We start from the raw sequence: 19,370 nt of genomic DNA, 5'->3' as shown, positions 1-19,370 counted from the left end.
AATAGATTATTCTTTAATAAACTTCCTGCGTACAACTCCAGATTCGGTATCGATAAATAGCAGGTATAAACCGCTGGCCAATTCCGAAGTATCTATCATTACCGATTTTGTATTGCCGTCTAACTGAATCTGTTTGATCAGTCTTCCGTTGAGATCGTAAAGTCGAATCTTGTTCACTCCGGCTGAAACCAGGTTGTCTGCCGTGATATGTTCCGTTGTAGGATTGGGAAACAGTTCAATCTCCGTTATACTTTGATTTTCCGGAGAACCTAAGTTGAAATCCACCTCTAGCTGGAAGTTGCAACTTTCGCTGTTTCCATTATCGTCTGTAATTGTTACTGAAACGGTATAGGTACCCACATCCAGGAGGGTCCCTGGAGTTGGATTCTGACTGTAATTAGTCAATGGATCGGTGCAATTGTCCGATGCGGTTACAAGGCCGTCCGCAAAATAATCCGGTACAGAGTACATGGTTCCGTTTGGTATAGACTCCACTTGATTTGAAGGACAATCTACAACGGGATCAACCGTATCCACAACAGTAACAACTGCGATACAGCTATTCGAATTTCCGTTCACATCTGTCATGGTAAGTGTAATGTTATTAGCGCCTAGATCACCACAATCGAATGTACTCTGGCTAATTTCCACAGTTGATATTCCACAAGCATCCGAACTTCCACTATTGATCGCTGAAGGATCTATAAAAGCAACTCCCGAAGCATCTAGTTGAAGTGTTATATCCTGACAACTAACACTAGGTGCTACACTATCTTCCACCGTTACAATGGCATTACAGGAACTACTGTTGCCACTGGTATCCGTTACCGTGAGAATAACACTGTTCGCTCCTACCGAATTACAGTTGAAAAAGCTGTTGTTCAGGCTGTAGGTTGCAATTCCGCATGCGTCACTGCTACCATTATCAAGGTCAATCGGGTTTATGGTCACTGTCCCTGACGCATCCAGCTGAACAGTAATATTCTGACATACAACTGTGGGAGGTGTTACATCTTCAACGGTTACAGTCGCCACACAGGAGTCTGTATTCCCACTTGCATCCGTCACTGTTAGCACAACGGTGTTCGCACCAATGTTCGAGCAATCAAAAGCGGTAACGTCTATTGCTCTTGAGGTAATTCCACAGAAATCAGTACTACCACCGTCAACATCCATTGCTGAAATAATTGCCTGTCCGGAAACATCCAGAGGTATAGTTATGTTCTGACATACCGCCTGTGGAGCAATAGTATCTTCAACTGTGACATTCGCCGTACAACTACTTGAATTTCCATTGTTATCGGTAACTGTGAGTGTAACCGAATTCACACCAATATCCGCACAAGTGAAGTTGGATACATCGAGAGTTCGAGATGCTATTCCACAGTTGTCCGAACTTCCGTTGTCGATATCATTTACTGTAATGCTCGCGTTCCCACCCGAATCAAGTTGAACCGTAATATCTTGACAAACAGCTACAGGAGGTAAAAAATCTTCAACCGTAACAACGGCTGTACACGAACTGCTGAGTCCGCTTGAATTGGTAACAGTAAGCACAACATTGTTGGTTCCAATGTCTGCGCATGTGAATGAAGATCGGTCTATACTAAAGCTCGCGGCTCCACATGAAACAGAACTTCCTCCGTCAACCTCGCCAGGAATAATACTGGCATTACCTGATGCATCCAGTTGAAGCGTAATATCCTGACAAGCTGCGACAGGGGCTTCTACATCTTCCACAGTGACCATAGCCATTGCGGTAGAAGTATTTCCTGCAGTATCGGTAACGGTGAGAGTTACGGGTACAGGTGAGGTAACATCCGCGCAAGTGAACATGTCCGGGCTAGCCTCGAGTGAAGCTATGGAGCAATTATCGGTAGAACCATTGTCGATCATATTACCCGAGATGAACGCATTCCCGGTTACATCCAGTTGTACCGTTATATCCATTGCTGCCGCAACAGGTGCTATGGCATCCGACACCGTGACAATTGCAATACAGTCACTGAAATTACCATTGTTATCAGTTACGGTAAGTGTGACCGGATTATCTCCAAGGTCCGAACAGTCGAAGTCGGTGATATCAACTGCCAGTGTATCAATTCCACAAGCGGCTCCACTACCTCCATCCACACTATTGGCTGTAATGCTAGCCATACCGTTGGCATCCAATTGTACTGTGATGTTCTGACAAACAGCCTCCGGTGGAATATTGTCTACTACTGTAACCGTAGCGGAACAGGAATTACTATTTCCGTTGGTGTCAGTTACTGTCAATACAACGGTATTAGGTCCAATGTCAGCACAGCTAAATGTGCTAATATCAAGAGACCTACTGGCTAAACCGCATGCATCCTGGCTACCATTGTCGATATCATCAACCGTGATGGTTGCATTCCCCGAAACATCCAGCTGTACAGTGATATCCTGGCACATCATGGTAGGGACAACATTATCTTCTACTGTTACCGTTGCAGATGAACAAATGGATTGATTACCGTAAATATCAGTTACCGTAATAACAATGCTATTCGTTCCGATATCGTCACAGAAAAAAGCACTTGGCTCTGCGGTGAAAGTAGCGACGCTGCAATTATCCGTGGATGCCCCTGCTATCAATTGTATATAAGTTGGCGATGTTGGATTCATCGGATCACTAGGTTGATCCAGGAATACTTCTCCGGCATCATTCAACTGAACAGTTATATTCTGGCAAACAGCTGTGGGTGCAATATTGTCTTCAACGGTAACATTGGCTGTACACGTATCGCTATCGCCATTACCATCAGTCACTGTGAGGGTAACTGAAATAGGATTCGCTACTCCGGATGGTGTAAAAGCGTATGAACCTACTGGCATTGGAATAAGAGCCATAGCATTCGAGGTTTCACCATCGAGTACGTTCGGGCCGCTGAAGAACCAATCATTCTGTTGAAAGCCATTCCCGTTAGGTCCCGTATTGTTTTTGCGATACGCCCAACCATCTTCATAATCCCAGGGAGTCATGCTTCCGCTCTGGTTAATCTCTCCAAAAACATCAATTACCGATCCGTTGAAGTATAGTTCTACCGAATCATTACCGTCCACGTCGATTACTGCAGAAGTTTCATTTGGAGAAAACCCAAAGAAACTATTGAAGTCGGTACTTTCAGAAGCAACATATATAAAAGATCCAGCTACGGCGGTACCTGGAGAAAATGTAAATTCCTGTCCATCTGTTCCTCCGCCATCATTTGCGATCCCCAACCCAAATTGAGTGAGATCCGCAATATCTTCAGTAACATATAATTCGACGGACTTAGGTGTTCCCGCTGGTAACGGGCCGTCTATGACCCCAGTGACTATCATACTTGCCAGGGGTGGATTAAACACATCTAAACAGTCGAACGAAGTACGGGAAGCTGAAAACGAAAGGTTATCGCAATTGTCAGTGGATCCTCCATCCAGCATATCGGCTGTTATGGTTGCAACCCCCATAGCATCCAGCTGAATCGTAATGTCCTGGCATACAGCTACAGGAGGGATACTATTACTATCTTGAACTGTAACTACTGCAGTACAAGAGGCAGTATTCCCACTGCTATCGGTTACGGTTAGCGTAACATTATTAGGACCTATATCCGCGCAGCTGAAAGTGTTCGGACTTGCACTAAGTGTTGTGATGGCACAATTGTCGGTTGAACCATTATCAACATCAAATGCCGTGATAGATGCGTTCCCCATCGCATCTACCTGAATCGTTATATCCTGACAAAGTGCAACTGGCGGTATTGTATCAACCACTGTGACCATTGCAGTACAGGTGTCGGTTTGTCCTGCGGAATCGGTTACGGTAAGGGTTACTGTGTTAGCTCCAAGATTTGTGCAATCGAAGGTATTTGGAGTTACGGAAAGCGTAACGGCACCCATATCATCTGTGGAACCTCCGTCAACGTCAGCACCTGTGATCATTGCCATCCCCGAGGCATCCAAAGTAAGCATGGGAACGTCCATACACACCGCCACTGGTGGATCGTCTTGAGCGAATAAGGACAGCGAAAGGAAACAAAAAATTACTGCAAGGCTGGTCTTCATGCTGCATTTAATTTGGTTAGGATAAATATATCCCTGCAACATACACCAGTAAATACGTAGGCTTTGTCTAAAAGTACGTAGGGGTGCGTAGGCTACTTTCCTACAGTGAAAGAATCAGTTCTTTATTGTCCAGAGTCCATTGGTTTAAGGCATCCATTTCGGAAGGAAGGTCCAATTTCTGAATGATATTCGCCCTGTGTTTCTGAACCGTCCTGTGAGAAATACTCAACATTTCACCAATTTCCCTTGACGTTTTTTCCTGGGCTATCAGCCGAACAATTGTTCTTTCGGATGGAGACAAGAACTTGATCTTCTCCAATTGAGGAGATATTTCAGAATTAAAAATATCATCAAAGATCTTGCTGAAATAGGTTTCATCACGGGCTACGGCTTTAATACACTTATCAATTTCGCTAAAAGGTTCGTCTTTAAGCAAATACCCTGAAATATTGAGCTTTTTCGCCTTGTGTACAAAGGCCTTCTCTTTATGTGATGTAAGAATAATGAACCTGGTTGAAAGACCTTTTTCCAGGGTTTTATTGATCACCTCAAAACCTGAAAGGATTGGCATTTCAATATCCAGAAGTGCGATGTGTGGAGCTTTCTCGAGGATAGTCTCCAGGGCTGCTGCGCCGTTGGTAGCGGTTCCAACAACGTTGTAGCCATATTGGACCAATTCGTCTGTTAGCCCCTTTAATAGCATAGGATGGTCATCGGCCACCATTATTTTTATCCCGCTCATTTAACTTTTATCTCTGTGGTTATTCTGGTCCCTTCTTCAGGATTACTTACTATTTTCATCGTCCCCCCTAAGATACGAATGCGCTCCGACAATGTCTTCAATCCGAGACTTTTTCGTCGCTCTGCTTCTGTCACAGAAAACCCTTTCCCATTATCTACTACTTCCGCGAGGATTCTCTTATTCTCTCGCTGAATGTTAACCTCAACGGATGTTGCTTCGGAATGCTTTAAAATATTGGAGAAACACTCCTGGAAGAAACGGTAAAAGTTCAGAGCCTGGTCTTTATTCAAGAGGTCATCGATAGTATCGATCTCCGAAGAAAAGAACAGATTTGTCTCCTCGTCCAATTCATATACCAACTGACGAATGCTTTCCGTTAATCCCAACTGCGCCAGCACCGCCGGATATAATCCCCTGGAAATCACTCTCACCTCTTCCAGTGTTCTGTGAGTAAGATCAGATATCTCATCCTGCTCTTGCGACTGGGCTTTCTTTTTAATCAAAGTTAGCTGTTGCCCAACACTATCGTGCAATTCTTTGGCGATCCTGGTTCGTTCCTGTTCCTGAGATTGAAGGAGATCTGCCGAAAACTTTTGCTGAAGCCGGCTTCGGAGCTTCGCTTGCTTCAAGAGGTACAAGAACAACAGAAGTGCAGCAACCAGGACCAATAGATAGAACCACCATGTCTTGTAGAAGAAATCTTTCGATAGAATTTCAAGTTTGATCGATTCTCCGATCTTCGACCCTGAAAAATCAAGGGCCTCAATCTCCAATTTATAATTGCCTACGGCAAAATTTGGAAACAGCAGACGCTTTTGTTCACCTATGGAGGTCCATTCAGCATCATTCAATCGATATCTATAGCTATGTGGATAACCGTACAAATTATCGGTTATTGAATAATCGATTTCCAGCTCCTTAAATTCCGCGGGTAACGTGATCCTCGATTGAGAATCCAGGACACTTCTGTCCATTTCGTCACTAACACTTCCCTCCGCTTCAGAGTACTTGCGAACCTTCAACAGCACCAACTCACCGGAGGATCGTTCCGGCTGCATTTCATCAGGATCGAAAAAATTCAAACCTTCAATGGTTCCCACCCATAGACCAGCTTCTGTAGACAATGCGCTGTATCTGTTTGTTTCGTTATGACTCAGGCCGTCGTTTTCAGAAAATCGAACTCTGCTGGCTGAAACCGGATCGAAAGCCACAATACCGTTAAATGTATTAATCCACCAGCTATCATTATCAAATAGTACAGAGGCAATTCCTGCTTGCAACCGGTCCTCATACACTAGCTCCACCCTATTAGTTTCAATATCGTACCTGAATATCTTACCCGCCCTTGTTCCGAAGAGATAGCCGTGTTCTGGATGATATTCTGCACACAGCAGGAAAGAATCGATCAATCCATCATTTTCACTGAACATCTTTACAGCGCCATTTCGAATATTATAATGAAAGAGGCCTTTATCCGTAGCTCCAAGTACGATCCCCTGATCCCTTGCCAGGACAATGTCGTTAAATCGCAAGGTGTCGGTAACGGCCAGGGGATAATGCTCATTTCGGCCGGTGTCAAAAGCCATTAATTTATACCCATTCGTACCGTAGACCAAAGTACTGTCGTTGAGCTGTTCCAGGCAGTTTACGGGATAATGCCTGTAGGATTTGGTTATCCCACTCTTCGTATCAACACAAATGATATTACTATGACTATTGCTCCACAGCAGATCTCCATCAGGAATAATATTTCTGGAAGACATCGGGACAAACACGCCACTGGAATCCAGCAATGGAAAGGCCATTTCCTTGTGAGTATTATGATTTAATTTAAACCATCCAGCACCATCTGTGGTAACCAAAACCTCATTGTTTCCAACTTCATGAATTGAGCGAATGGCATATCCATCCAGGTAGTTCGTGACTTTTTCCTCGGGGAACCTGAAGTGATGTAAGGAATTGTCATTAGTGCCGATCCAGATATCCTTATTATTGTCTTTTGAAACCATTTCAAAGCCAATGGATTCATCGGCTATCTGTTTCGAGAACAGTGTTACTAATTCGTCGTCCGCTACTTTTTGAAAGCTTAGCTCACCCGCCAAATCAAATGACGCAATCCAATAAACACCTTTGGGGTCTGTGAATACATTTCTGTCTTCAGCTTCTATCCTGAACCCTTCACCTTGGATGGGATGTATTTCCATCAATTCCGGATCGATTCTATGCAATTGGGAGTAACGCTCAATTATAGTGTATAATTGATTTTTGTTTCTGAACGTTTCATCTATGCGAAACTTTTCCACCGACACACCTCGATCTCGTGAAAATGAATCTTCCAATATCGTTTTGAGGATGTTCCCGTTCCAATCGAGCAAAGTAACCGGGAAGTTATCATCCCCAATTATGCAATAATCCTCAAACGGAATGAACTTGGTTGCACCGTCGATTAAGAATATATGTTCTTGCTGACTGAACGAAAAGACGGGATACAGGGTCGTGTCTTCAGAAATGATATTCAAAGTTATACTTTCCCCTTGCTGCGTTAAGATATGATCCATTCCCTTGTAACTCACGATATTGGAAACCCCCACTTGTCCTTTTTCATGATCACCAACAGGAATTTCCTTAAACGTAAGCGAAATAGGATCGAACAGGAAGAACAATGGTCGTGAGGATGAAGCCCGGATATAGAATTTCCCATCATCCCTTTTGTGAAGGTATTCAACACGGGTAATTCGATCTTCATGTTTTGGAAGTGGAACACTGTGAAAGGTGGTCCCATCGAATCGCTGAAGCGACAAAGTCTGATCTCCATGAATGATATCCCGAATATCATTATCGATCCCGCCTAACCACAAGAAACCGTCATCGTCGAATTCCATAGCCCTTATGGCGTCCAGTGTGAGGCCCTCTTTCGAAGTGAACACCCTGTGATCTAACTTTGATGATTGTGCAATTCCAAGGCTAGAAATAAGCAGGAGGAGCGTAACAAACAAATACTTCATTTTGAGCCTTGGGAAATTTCTTCGTCTTTCGGAAAGATAGGAATTTTAACCCTATTTTAGCGTGTACAATCATGGCCAAAACCAAAACAACTTTTTTTTGTCAGAACTGTGGTGCACAATTTGCCAAATGGCAGGGGCAGTGCACGTCTTGTAAGGAATGGAACACCATTGCGGAGGAGATAATTCAGAAAACCGAAAAAACATCCTGGAAGCAAGACGGTTTGAGTAAAACCAGTCGGGTATCTAAACCTTTGAGGATTGGAGAAATCTCGGCAAGTGAGGAGACACGTATCGATACCAAAAACACCGAATTAAATCGTGTCCTGGGTGGTGGTCTGGTGCCAGGTTCGCTAATCCTTTTGGGTGGTGAGCCGGGGATAGGGAAAAGTACATTGATGCTGCAAATAGCCCTCATGCTCCCTTATAAAACCCTGTATGTTTCAGGAGAGGAAAGTGCCCAGCAGATCAAGATGCGGGCCGAACGTATCCACCCCGATACAGATAGTTGTTATATTCTAACCGAAACCAAGACGCAAAACATCTTCAGGCAGATCGCAGAGATCGAACCGGATATCGTGGTGATCGATTCAATTCAGACCCTACATACTGATTATATCGAAAGCAGCGCAGGAAGTATTTCCCAGATACGAGAATGCACTACCGAACTTATAAAATTCGCCAAAGAAACAGCTACCCCGGTAATTTTAATCGGACATATCACAAAGGACGGGAATATTGCCGGGCCTAAGATCCTGGAACATATGGTGGATACCGTATTGCAGTTCGAGGGCGACCGAAATCATGTATACAGAATTCTCAGAGCGCATAAAAATCGCTTCGGAAGCACGAACGAGCTTGGCATATACGAAATGCAGGATAGCGGATTGAGAGAGGTGTCCAACCCCTCTGAGATCCTGATCTCAAAAAATGAGGAACTGCTTAGTGGTACGGCTGTGGCAGCTACCCTGGAGGGAATGAGGCCTTTAATGGTGGAGGTTCAGGCGTTGGTGAGTTCAGCTGTCTATGGAGTACCTCAGCGATCAGCTACAGGATTTAATGCCAAACGCCTCAATATGTTGCTGGCTGTCCTGGAAAAAAGAGCAGGTTTCAAACTGGGTGCAAAAGATGTTTTTCTGAATATCACCGGTGGGATCTCGGTAGATGATCCAGCCATCGACCTGGCTGTGGTGGCGTCAGTATTAAGCTCTAATATTGATATCGCGATTGACAAGTCCGTATGTTTTGCTGCTGAAATAGGACTGGCCGGCGAAGTTCGTCCGGTTACCAGGGTGGATCAACGGATCCTGGAAGCAGAAAAGCTTGGCTTTGAAAGTATAGTAATTTCAAAATACTGTAAACTTCCGAAGCAAAACTTCACTATTAATATCATTCGCGTGGCAAAGGTGAAGGATGTAGTTCACCACCTTTTCGGTTGATGATTATTCCTTAACCACAAATTTCGTGATACTTTCATTTTCAGAATAAATTCTGAAGAGATAAGTACCCGCGGCAAATTCCGAAACCTCGATCTGCTTTTCCGTTCCCATATTCACAAGATTCAGGGTTTGCACCAATCTTCCTTGCAAGGTATAGATCTCCAACTTGTCCAGATCTATGTTCCCTGGATTCCCAAGGATAACGTACTCCTTGGCTGGATTCAGATAGATCACTACCGACCTAAGTCCAGAATTGTCAACGGTTCCTAAAGTAGTATCCACAATAAGCTGGAATGAACAATTACCTGTGTTTCCTTCCGCATCCGTAGCAGTTGCAGAAATTGTATAAGTTCCTCCAGAGAGCAGCGTTCCGGGTGCAGGATTCTGACTCGTACTACTCACCGGACTCGTACAATTATCGTTGGCTGTAATAAGACCGTTAGCAAAATAATCAGGAACCGTATATTGATTTCCCGGGCCAACGTTTACAGTTTGGTCCGCCGGACAAGTTAGTACCGGCGCTTCATTGTCTTCAACAGTCACATCAAAGGAACATCCAACCGCATTACCACAATCGTCCGTTATCACAAAGACATTCGTAGTTGTCCCAACGGGGAAAAGACTTCCTGATGAGAACCCTGCTGTTTGTGTTATTGTTATTCCTCCACAACTATCTGAAGCCGTTGGAAGGGAATAGTTGACTACTGCTTCACACAGTCCGGGGTCGTTGTCAACCGTAATATCGGCAGTACAACTAACTGTAGGCATGGTTGTATCTACAACCGTGATGGTCTGTGTACAATCTATGGAATTCCCGGAGGCATCGGTAGCTGTCCAGGTCCTGGTGATCACTTCGGTGTTACCACAACCAGCAGCACTACTATCACTGAATGTCACTCCCGGATTTGGATCGCAATTATCCGAGGCCGTCGCAGTGCCCGTCGCAGTAGGTGAAGTGTCATTTCCACATTCCACGTTTACATCAGAAGGACAACTAATAGCCGGTGCTATCGAATCGGTTCCATCTGGGACAACCTCCGGATTACTTCCCCAGTTTTCATTACAGGATGAATCTCCTGTGTCTTCAATATAAACGGTATATGAATTAGCAGCCAGGTTAGTAAAAGCACCATTGTTCACCTGCACTATTGGTGGGCCTGCCGGGTTTGTAGGAGTTATAGTGTACTGAATCCCGGTACAAGTTGAACAGGTAGCAGTTACCGACAAGCTTCCGTCATTGCCTCCTGGGCATGAAGGAGCAGTAGTGGTAACCGTACTGGTTAAAATATCGCAAACCACTACGTTATAAAGCGGGGTTTCCCATAGTCCTCGTCCGTAGGTTCCGGCTCTTAACTTACTGTTGGTGTGATTTATCTCGAGGTCGTAAATAGGCACATTCGGAAGACCTGTATTATACAGGGTCCAGGGGGTTGAATCCGAAGTATAGTAAACTCCTACGGCCATTCCAATATAAATGGCATCGGCAGGTGCCCCCCCTGTATTCTCATAAGCAATACTCAATGCAGGAACATTGGGTAAAGTACCTGAAATATTTGTCCAGGAGGCTCCCGCATTGGTAGATTCATAAACTTTCTGACCGGCAGTATAGCCACTTAAGGTGATCCACACTCGGGATGCATTTGCCGGGTCAATGGCGATGTCGGTGATCGTAAGTCCGCTTGGCCATGGTCCGGTCACTGTGCTCCAGGATCCTCCTGTGTTGGAGGAGGTTCGTAATACATTGTTCCTGGCAGCGTATAGCCTTGATCCATCATTGATTCCAACCGCCAGAGCCCCTCGCCCATCGGCTCCAAGATTGGTCCAGGTTGATCCCTGGTTGGTACTTCTGTACACATCGCTGTAACCACCATAGATGATATTCGGGTTGGAACTATCCATTGCATATGGGGTTACCCAGGCTCCTGTTGATCCACCTGGTTGGATTGAAGTGGAAGAAGAACCTCCATTAGTAGATCGTCTCAGGCCTCCATTCTGAAAACTATAGTAAATTGTATTATTGTTAGTATAATCTATCATATTGTCCATCCCATCACCACCAAGGATATGTTCAATATTGGTAGAACCAGTATATTTATTAGTACCGTTATCTTGTGTACCTCCAATGATGAGGTTCTGGTTCGCCTCAACTCCTGATATCTTGTAGAATTGCATGATCTCAAGACCATCCCAGATATTGGTCCATGTAACACCGTGATCAGTACTATACGATATCCCACCATCACTTCCACAGTACAGCCTGTTGTTCAATGGATTGTAGACCAGTTCGTGAATATCGGCATGTACATATTGAGATGCTCCCGGAAAGTACCAGTAGGCACTTAAGGTATGTGAGCTCCCACCATTGGTAGATCTCCATACGTTTACACCACCGGTAATTGTATTGTCGGCATTAGTTGGATTAACCGCAATAGCCAGATCATACCAGGATTGATCACCCGTTCCACCTCCACCTACATCGCTTCCAAGAATATTGGGTGTTGTGGACCTGTTACTGAAACTTGTCCCGGAATCCGTTGAACGGTACAATCCTCTGAAAGTCCCGCTCCCTGAAGCACCACCCGGTCCAGCCAGGTAATACACATAGTTCGCATTAGCAGGAGTAACCGCTAATGCGATACGATTTTCTCCCGAAGGTAATCCCGTGCCTGCAGTCCCCCAGGATGCTCCTGTATCGGTTGATTTATAGAAAGTGTTTGTTGTTACCGCGTAAACAGTGGTAGGGTCTCCGGGTTTAAATTCTATATCCCTGAAACTCCCGGATTGGACATTAGTAGCGGTTGCCCAACCATCGGTTGTTCTGTATATTCCCGAAGTGGTGACTGCCATCATAATGTTACTATTCGTGGGATGCATTAGTAATTTATAACCTCGTACAAAGTTGGTTACACCCCAGGTCAAACCTGTAGTATTCCAGGTTGCTCCACCATCGGTAGATTTCATAACACCTATCGAATAAGTGTCGGCACCATCACCATCACCCGTAAGTATGTAAACAGTATTTGGATTGTTGTGATCTACGGCAATACCGGAAACACCAATACTTGCCAGCTGATCCGACATGGGCGACCATGAAGAACCTCCGTCGGTAGTTTTCCAAAGGCCCCCGGCGGGTACTCCCAAATAGATGGTGTTTGCATCGGTGGGATGAAAAGCGATAACGTTAACCCGCCCCAGGCCTCCATTATAACCGCTATTACCATTGGTATAACTCATGGGTCCCATAGAGGTCCAGTTACCCGGCATTCTTCCTACCGGTGGATTCTCCGACTCAAGGCTGGAAATTGCATCCTGAGTAAGCTTACTGAAATTCAGTATTCGCCCATCGGAATTAACTTTCCGCTGCGTATGGTACTCCCATCGCTTGTACTGTTTGTAACCGCTTCCACGGCCTCTATCTCTATCTTCAAAATAGGATTCTGCAAGTTGTTGAATTTCGCTAAGAGTAGTTGTTTCGGTTGGGTTGTGAATTAAATCCAGATAGTCCTGTGCGTGAAGTTGAGTTAGGCTAATACTGAATAAAAACACTCCTAAAAGAGGAAATATTTTCATAAGGTTCTGATTTGGTGGCTAATAGCGTCAAATATATTATAATTATTCGGAAAAACTGAATATTTAACACCCGAAAAACACGTCAAGGAGCCGGATTTGGTGTGAGGCTATGTACCTTTTCTATCTCTTTTATTATTTCTGAAGAAAGTGACAAATTAATACTTTCAATATTTTCTGAAAGTTGTTCAAGGTTGGTGGCGCCAATAATGTTAGAAGTTACAAATGGTCGTTCATTCACAAATGCCAGGGCCATTTGAGTAAGCGAAAGGCCATACCTTCGAGCTATGTCCGAGTACATCTGAGTAGCTTTCAACGACTGTTCGCTGCTGTAACGGCTGTAATTCGGAAATAAAGTAACCCGCGCGCCTTCAGGTTTGGCACTATCCAGGTACTTTCCCGAAAGCACCCCAAATGCCAAAGGAGAATAAGCAAGGTAACCAATATCCTCCATCTGAAGAACCTCTGTTAGACCTATCTCATCACGTCTCTGTATAAGACTATACGCATTCTGGGTAGAAACCATCTTTAACTTTCCCCTTCTGTGTTCTTCCATATAACGCATAATACCGAAGGGGGTTTCATTACTCAGCCCTACGTATCGGATCTTACCTTCATTCACGTAAGTTTCGAGTCGGTCCAGAATAGCACCAATATTATCCTCCCACTCAGTGTTCGCTGTGTAATCATAATCCCGCTGACCGAATATGTTCACGCTTCGCTCCGGCCAGTGAAGTTGATACAGATCGATGTGATCCGTTTGCAGGCGCTTCAGACTTTTATGCAGTGCATCATCGAGAGACTTTTTACTGAAATCCAGGTTTTCCCGAATGTTTTGGAAGATACCCCTACTGGACCCAGCGATCTTTGTAGCCAGAACGATCTTTTCCCTATTCCCTGTTTTGCTAAGCCATGAACCAATAAATTTTTCTGTCCAGCCCTGTCTTTCGGCCATAAAGGGAACAGGGTACATTTCTGCGGTATCGATGAAGTTCACACCTTTATCGAGGGCAAAATCCAATTGCTCATGTGCATCTGCCTCGGAATTCTGGTTTCCGAAGGTCATAGTGCCCAGGCAGATCTTACTTACTTTCAGACTGGTGTTCGGGAGGTTGGTGTATTTCATTAGAGCTCTTCTAGTAATTTAGCTATCTCATCAAGTTTCGGAGTAAGGATCACTTCAATTCTTCGATTCTTAGACCTTCCCTCCGGGGAACTATTGCTGGCAACAGGCGCATATTCTCCTCGACCCGCCGCAGTAAGATTCTCTTTCGGAATCCTCGAGTTCGCAATTATGATATTCACAATAGCCGTGGCACGCTTGGTAGAAAGATCCCAATTGTCTTTTATGTTTCCACTACCGCCATAGGGAACATTATCCGTATGCCCTTCAATTAACACGGCAATCTCAGGATTATCTGCCAATACACGACCGAGCTGAACAACCGCTTCCTTTCCTCTGCTATTCACAGCCCAACTGCCGCTATCGAACAATAATTTATTCTCCATGGATACGTATACTTTTCCATCACGCTGCTCGACGGTAAGCCCGTTTCCTTCAAAATTTACCAAAGCTGCAGAAATAGCATCTTTCAACGCTCTCATCTTGGCATCTTTGGCCGCTATAATCCCTTCAAGTTCATCCACACGGGCGGAGCGTGACGCCAATTGACGCTGTACTTCTTTTAACCTGGCTTCTTCTTCAGCAAGTCGCCTTTCTTTGGCTTCCAACTCTTCCAGGAGTTTTCTGTTTCGTTCCAGGTTTTCAGTAAGTGAACTGGAACTATTCGCCTCCAAAGCATCATAAGAGGCCTGCAATCGATCCAGGTTATTCTGGAGTGCTGCCAGGTCCATTTTAAGCCTGCTATTTTCGGCATTCAGTTTATCGATTTCTTCACGAAAACGCGCCTCCGAATAGTCACTATTTCCATTGCGCTCATCCAGTTGTGACATCAGTGACTCGTTTTCTGCTTTCAGGGCATCGTAGCGGTCCTGAAGATCTTCATAGATCTTAGATGAAACGCAAGAGGTAAAAAATGGGACTAAAATAATTCCGAAGAAAATCTTTTTAAGCATAGCATGTAGTATTTAGGGCAGTTACAGTGATAATTCAACCATGTGCGGACAGTGATCGCTGTGATGGGCCTCGGGTAATATAACGGCCCGTTTCATTTTTTCTTGCAGTGGTTTGGCTACCATATTATAATCGATCCGCCAGCCTTTGTTATTGGCACGGGCGTTGGCACGATAACTCCACCAGGTGTACTGATGGGGTTCTTTATTGAAATGCCTGAAAGAGTCTATAAAACCACTGTCTATAAAATTACCTATCCACTCTCTCTCAACCGGGAGGAAACCGGATACATTTTTATTTCTTACCGGGTCATGAATATCGATCGCTTCATGACAGATATTATAATCTCCACCGATCACCAGGTTCGGGATCTCCTTTTTTAAATCATCAATGTAGCTTTGGAAATCGGCCATATAGGTGAGCTTGTGTTCAAGCCTGGCTATATTCGTCCCACTGGGCAGGTACAAACTCATAATTGAAACGTCATCATAGTCAACCCTAAGGTTTCTCCCTTCACTGTCCATATAATCGATCCCCGTTCCGTAGGCAATGTGGTTGGGTTCTTCTTTGCAGAATATCGCCACGCCGCTATATCCTTTTTTCTCAGCACTGAACCAATAGTGATATGGAAAACCGGCAGCTTCGATCTCTTCAACTTCAACCTGATCTTTGTTGGCTTTGGTTTCCTGAACCAGGAACACATCCGGCTTCGACGCTTTCAACCAGTCGGTAAGCCCCTTTCGCATAGCTGCGCGTATGCCGTTAACATTGTACGATATTATTTTCATCTATTTAAAAATTTCTATTTTACTTAAAATGAACTAAATAAAAATTTTCTACTTAGATCAACCACTACGCTTTCGCATAAAAAATTTAATTATTTCGGTCGATAAGTGAAAAATTAATTTTGTTTATGCTCATTTCATGATCTAAGCTGGTTTCCGTTTGGCTGCACTAAAGTAAATAAGATCGTATTTTTACCACAACAACTGTACGAAAGGTTTTCAAAAAAGAATCAACAAAATAAAAAGCCTGCGCCAAAGTTGTATACATGATGAAGCATCTCCTGTTCGTTCTGTTCCTTACTGCGCCTTTCCTGGGATTTGCGCAGGATGTGACTTCCAACTACCGCAGTGAACGAATGGCCGTTAGGGATAGTATTCGCGTGGACAGCACCCCGATTAACCCTTCTCGCTTCGAATTACTTCGGAAAGACGGGACGAAGATCGATAGCACTAACTATAGAATCGACTTCAACAGTGGCATTCTTATTCTAAATGAGACTCTTCGGCAGGAGGAAGATTCGATCACCGTGAACTACCTTCGATATCCCGACTACCTTACACGTGATTACTACGTCTTCGACCCAAAAACCATCGTCCAACAAAGCGGCTCCATTGAGAAGTTGTACTCCCTTCAGCAGGGAGGTAGCAAACGGGGCTTTACTCCATTTGAAGGTTTAAATACGGTAGGAAGTATTTCGAGAGGAGTTACGGTGGGAAACAATCAGAATGCTGTGGTGAACAGCGAACTCGACCTGCAGATTACCGGGCGTCTGAATGACAGGGTCTCGATTCGAGCCTCCATACAAGACGCTAATATTCCCACCCAGGAAGGTGGTTATTCCCAGAGCCTGGATGAGTTCGACCAGATCTTTATAGAACTCTTCAGCGACAACTGGAACATCCGGGCAGGTGATGTGGACCTTCAGAATACGGAGAGTTACTTTGGAAGGTTTACCAAAAAAGTTCAGGGAATCGCCTTAGCCGGGAAGCTGAATCATGAGAACGGTGCTACTTCCAATGCTTTCGCATCCGGTGCCCTGGTTCGGGGAGTGTTTCAAAGAAGTCAGTTTACAGGACAGGAAGGAAACCAGGGGCCCTACAAACTGGTTGGCCCCAATGGTGAATTGTTCATCCTTATCGTTTCGGGAAGTGAGCGGGTTTTTGTAAATGGTTTACTACTGAAGCGGGGCGAAAATGCCGATTATGTGATCGACTATAACGCGGGTGAGATCCGTTTCAATCCAACTTTTCCCATCACGGCAAATATGCGGATCATCGTGGAATACCAATTCACCGACCGAAATTATTCACGATTCATTGGCTATGGTGGTGGTGGATATAGCACCGAAAATTTCGATATCGGATTTTACGCCTACACTGAAAATGACGCTAAAAATCAACCGCTGCAACAGAACCTCTCGGAAGAACAGGTTGCAATCTTACAGGCTGCAGGAGATGATCGCACTGCGATGACGGCTCCCTCTGCAGTTCCCGATACCTTTTCAGAAAACAAAATATTATACCGAAAGGATATGATGGATGGGATCGAGATATTCGTATTCTCCAGCAACCCGGAGGACGAACTGTTCAATGTTCGGTTTAGCCTGGTAGGCGCGAATTTGGGTAACTATGTACTCAGTGACCAGGGAGCTATTAACCGGATCTTCGAATATGTATCACCGGTAAACGGCGTTCCCCAGGGAAATTATGAGCCCATAGTGCAGCTCACCGCTCCTGTTAAACTACAGATCCTAGGTGTGAACGGTAAATATCACCCTTCGGAAAAGACCAATATCGACTTCGAACTCGCGGGTAGCCGAAACGACCTCAACCTATTTTCGGGAATTGATGACGAAAACAATGATGGATACGCGTTTAGATTAGGAGTTCGTCAAAACCTTCATACATCCTCGGATTCCCTGGCTGTAAACGGAATTGGCTCTATCGATATTGTAAATGAAGATTTTCGGACCATTGAACGTTTGTACAACATCGAATTTGCAAGGGACTGGAACCTCATCGATCCCATGGGTGATCAGCGATTTGTAATTGCCGGTGCTGAGGTGGCCAAATCCGGGTTAGGTATGGGAAGCTACCAATACCAGAACCTTAATTTTTCTGAAAACTTCAACGGGGACCGACATGTTCTGAATGCGAATTTCAGCCCGGGAAAATTCAGGATAAACAGTTCTAGCAGTTACCTGAAGAGTGAAAGTGATTCGCTGGATTCTAAATTCGCCCGTTCTTTTACCAATACCGCCTACGCGTTCAATAAGGCCTGGGTGGGCGCTAAAGTAAGCCTGGAGGACAACCAGGTATCCACAGTCGCGAACGATAGTTTGACCAATGTGAGTCAGCGGCTATATTCATATGAAGCATACGCCGGAATCGGCGATAGCACCAAAGTGTATGTTGAACTCGGGTACAGACGGCAATTGAATGATAGTGTACGTAACAATCGATTAATTCGCGTTAATAGTTCGAACACTTATTTTATGAAGTCACGATTGATCAACTCTTCTACTTCGCAGCTTACTGTTTTTGCCAATTACAGGGACTTAAAAGATGAAGAAGGTGGTGATGATGACGAACGTACGTTGAATTCGAGACTGGTGTACAACCAGCAATTTCTGAAAGGTGGCATACGCTCCAATACGGTACTGGAAACAAATAGTGGGGTGATCCCCCAGCAGGAGTTCACCTACCTCCAGGTGGAACCCGGGCAGGGAATTTACACATGGAGGGATTACAATAACAACGGGATACAGGAACTCGATGAATTCGAAGTCGCCCAATTTCAGGATGAGGCAGAATACATTCGGGTGCTCCTCCCCAACCAGATCTTTGTGAAAATAAGGGAGAACAGGTTCAGTCAATTGCTTACCCTGAACCCCCAATCCTGGAACTCTTCCGAAGGAATAAAAAAATTTCTGTCGAAATTTCACAACCAAACCTCCTACCTGATAAGCAGAAAGACCAGGCGCACCAATGACGATTTTGAGATCAATCCATTTAAAGATGGAGGAGATGATGAACTGGGGCTGACCTTAAATTTCAGGAATGTGCTTTTTTTCAATCGAGGAAAACAGAATTTCACCACCAGCTATACCTATATCGCCACTAGTGCTAACAACCTGCTTTCGGTTGGATTGCAGCAGAATGATCTGGAAAGTCACCAGTTTAATTTCAATCATAAAGTTTGGGGCAGTTGGTTAGTAACATTAAAAGGTTCCCTCGGAAATAATACAAGTACTTCGGAGAACTTTCCTGTTAGAAATTTTGAGTTGGATACCTACGAATTCAATCCGAAGTTATCCTACCTCTTCAACAAACAAACGCGATTTGATATCTTTTATGAGTACGGAAACGAGCAGAACCAATTAACGGGAATGGAGGAGCTTGACAGGCAAACCACGGGGGTATCTTTTGCCTACACCAATGCACAAAAGATATCGATCACCAGTGAGTTCAACTATATAAACAACGACTTCAACGGAAGCGCCTTTTCTCCGGTGGCGTACCAGATGCTGGACGGTCTTCAGCCCGGGTCCAACTTCACCTGGAGCGTTCTGTTCCAGAAAAAAATTACCAAATACCTGGATGCTAATTTATCTTACTTCGGAAGAAAGAGTGAGAACTCAAGTACGATTCACACAGGAAGTATACAACTGCGTGCTTATTTCTAAT

At 44.5% G+C, this 19,370-nt stretch carries 9 protein-coding genes; 2 read left to right on the top strand and 7 right to left on the bottom strand.

The features are described from left to right. Positions 1-6: 6 nt before the first annotated feature. From J1N09_RS00805 to J1N09_RS00795, 3 genes are all read right to left on the bottom strand, one after another. Positions 7-4,074: an HYR domain-containing protein gene (locus J1N09_RS00805; RefSeq protein ID WP_265197477.1), complete on the bottom strand. Its 4,068-nt coding sequence runs from the start codon at positions 4,072-4,074 to the stop codon at positions 7-9. 100 nt (positions 4,075-4,174) lie between these two features. Continuing rightward, positions 4,175-4,816 (bottom strand): response regulator transcription factor, encoded by a 642-nt coding sequence (locus J1N09_RS00800; RefSeq protein ID WP_265197476.1) that lies wholly within the window; start codon positions 4,814-4,816, stop codon positions 4,175-4,177. Next, a complete protein-coding gene (locus J1N09_RS00795; protein WP_265197475.1) occupies positions 4,813-7,821 on the bottom strand; it encodes an ATP-binding protein in 3,009 nt (1,002 codons plus the stop codon). The genes J1N09_RS00800 and J1N09_RS00795 overlap by 4 nt, the downstream gene beginning before the upstream one ends. Positions 7,822-7,892: 71 nt before the next feature. On the opposite strand from J1N09_RS00795, the gene radA reads away from it, so the two are divergent. Beyond that, on the top strand, positions 7,893-9,257 hold the full coding sequence (gene radA / locus J1N09_RS00790) for a DNA repair protein RadA (protein ID WP_265197474.1): 1,365 nt from the start codon (positions 7,893-7,895) through the stop codon (positions 9,255-9,257). 3 nt (positions 9,258-9,260) lie between these two features. Here radA and J1N09_RS00785 read toward each other — a convergent pair whose 3' ends face one another. From J1N09_RS00785 to J1N09_RS00770, 4 genes are all read right to left on the bottom strand, one after another. Beyond that, the gene (locus J1N09_RS00785) at positions 9,261-12,827 is read right to left on the bottom strand and encodes an HYR domain-containing protein (protein ID WP_265197473.1); all 3,567 of its coding nucleotides are present in this window, start codon (positions 12,825-12,827) and stop codon (positions 9,261-9,263) included. A gap of 82 nt (positions 12,828-12,909) precedes the next feature. Next, a complete protein-coding gene (locus tag J1N09_RS00780) occupies positions 12,910-13,950 on the bottom strand; it encodes an NADP(H)-dependent aldo-keto reductase (RefSeq protein WP_265197472.1) in 1,041 nt (346 codons plus the stop codon). Next, positions 13,950-14,900 (bottom strand): flagellar motor protein MotB, encoded by a 951-nt coding sequence (locus tag J1N09_RS00775; RefSeq protein WP_265197471.1) that lies wholly within the window; start codon positions 14,898-14,900, stop codon positions 13,950-13,952. The genes J1N09_RS00780 and J1N09_RS00775 overlap by 1 nt, the downstream gene beginning before the upstream one ends. A gap of 21 nt (positions 14,901-14,921) precedes the next feature. Further along, positions 14,922-15,686 (bottom strand): exodeoxyribonuclease III, encoded by a 765-nt coding sequence (locus J1N09_RS00770; RefSeq protein WP_265197470.1) that lies wholly within the window; start codon positions 15,684-15,686, stop codon positions 14,922-14,924. A gap of 263 nt (positions 15,687-15,949) precedes the next feature. Between J1N09_RS00770 and J1N09_RS00765 the strand changes: the two genes are divergently transcribed. Continuing rightward, positions 15,950-19,369: a hypothetical protein gene (locus J1N09_RS00765; RefSeq protein WP_321160786.1), complete on the top strand. Its 3,420-nt coding sequence runs from the start codon at positions 15,950-15,952 to the stop codon at positions 19,367-19,369. The last annotated feature ends 1 nt before the right edge of the window (position 19,370 follow it).

The sequence above is a fragment of the Aureitalea sp. L0-47 genome (assembly GCF_026126405.1).
Taxonomy (GTDB): Bacteria; Bacteroidota; Bacteroidia; order Flavobacteriales; family Flavobacteriaceae; genus Pukyongia.
Note: the sequence above shows the minus strand (reverse complement) of the source record. Positions and strands in the feature narration are given on the sequence as shown.

Bases quoted from the DNA above. Each gene is read 5' to 3' on its own strand.
- J1N09_RS00780 (WP_265197472.1), bottom strand. From the start codon at position 13,950: ATGAAATACACCAACCTCCCGAACACCAGTCTGAAAGTAAGTAAGATC.
- J1N09_RS00765 (WP_321160786.1), top strand. From the start codon at position 15,950: ATGATGAAGCATCTCCTGTTCGTTCTGTTCCTTACTGCGCCTTTCCTG.
- J1N09_RS00805 (WP_265197477.1), bottom strand. From the start codon at position 4,074: ATGAAGACCAGCCTTGCAGTAATTTTTTGTTTCCTTTCGCTGTCCTTA.
- J1N09_RS00785 (WP_265197473.1), bottom strand. From the start codon at position 12,827: ATGAAAATATTTCCTCTTTTAGGAGTGTTTTTATTCAGTATTAGCCTA.
- J1N09_RS00795 (WP_265197475.1), bottom strand. From the start codon at position 7,821: ATGAAGTATTTGTTTGTTACGCTCCTCCTGCTTATTTCTAGCCTTGGA.
- J1N09_RS00770 (WP_265197470.1), bottom strand. From the start codon at position 15,686: ATGAAAATAATATCGTACAATGTTAACGGCATACGCGCAGCTATGCGA.
- J1N09_RS00775 (WP_265197471.1), bottom strand. From the start codon at position 14,900: ATGCTTAAAAAGATTTTCTTCGGAATTATTTTAGTCCCATTTTTTACC.
- radA (WP_265197474.1), top strand. From the start codon at position 7,893: ATGGCCAAAACCAAAACAACTTTTTTTTGTCAGAACTGTGGTGCACAA.
- J1N09_RS00800 (WP_265197476.1), bottom strand. From the start codon at position 4,816: ATGAGCGGGATAAAAATAATGGTGGCCGATGACCATCCTATGCTATTA.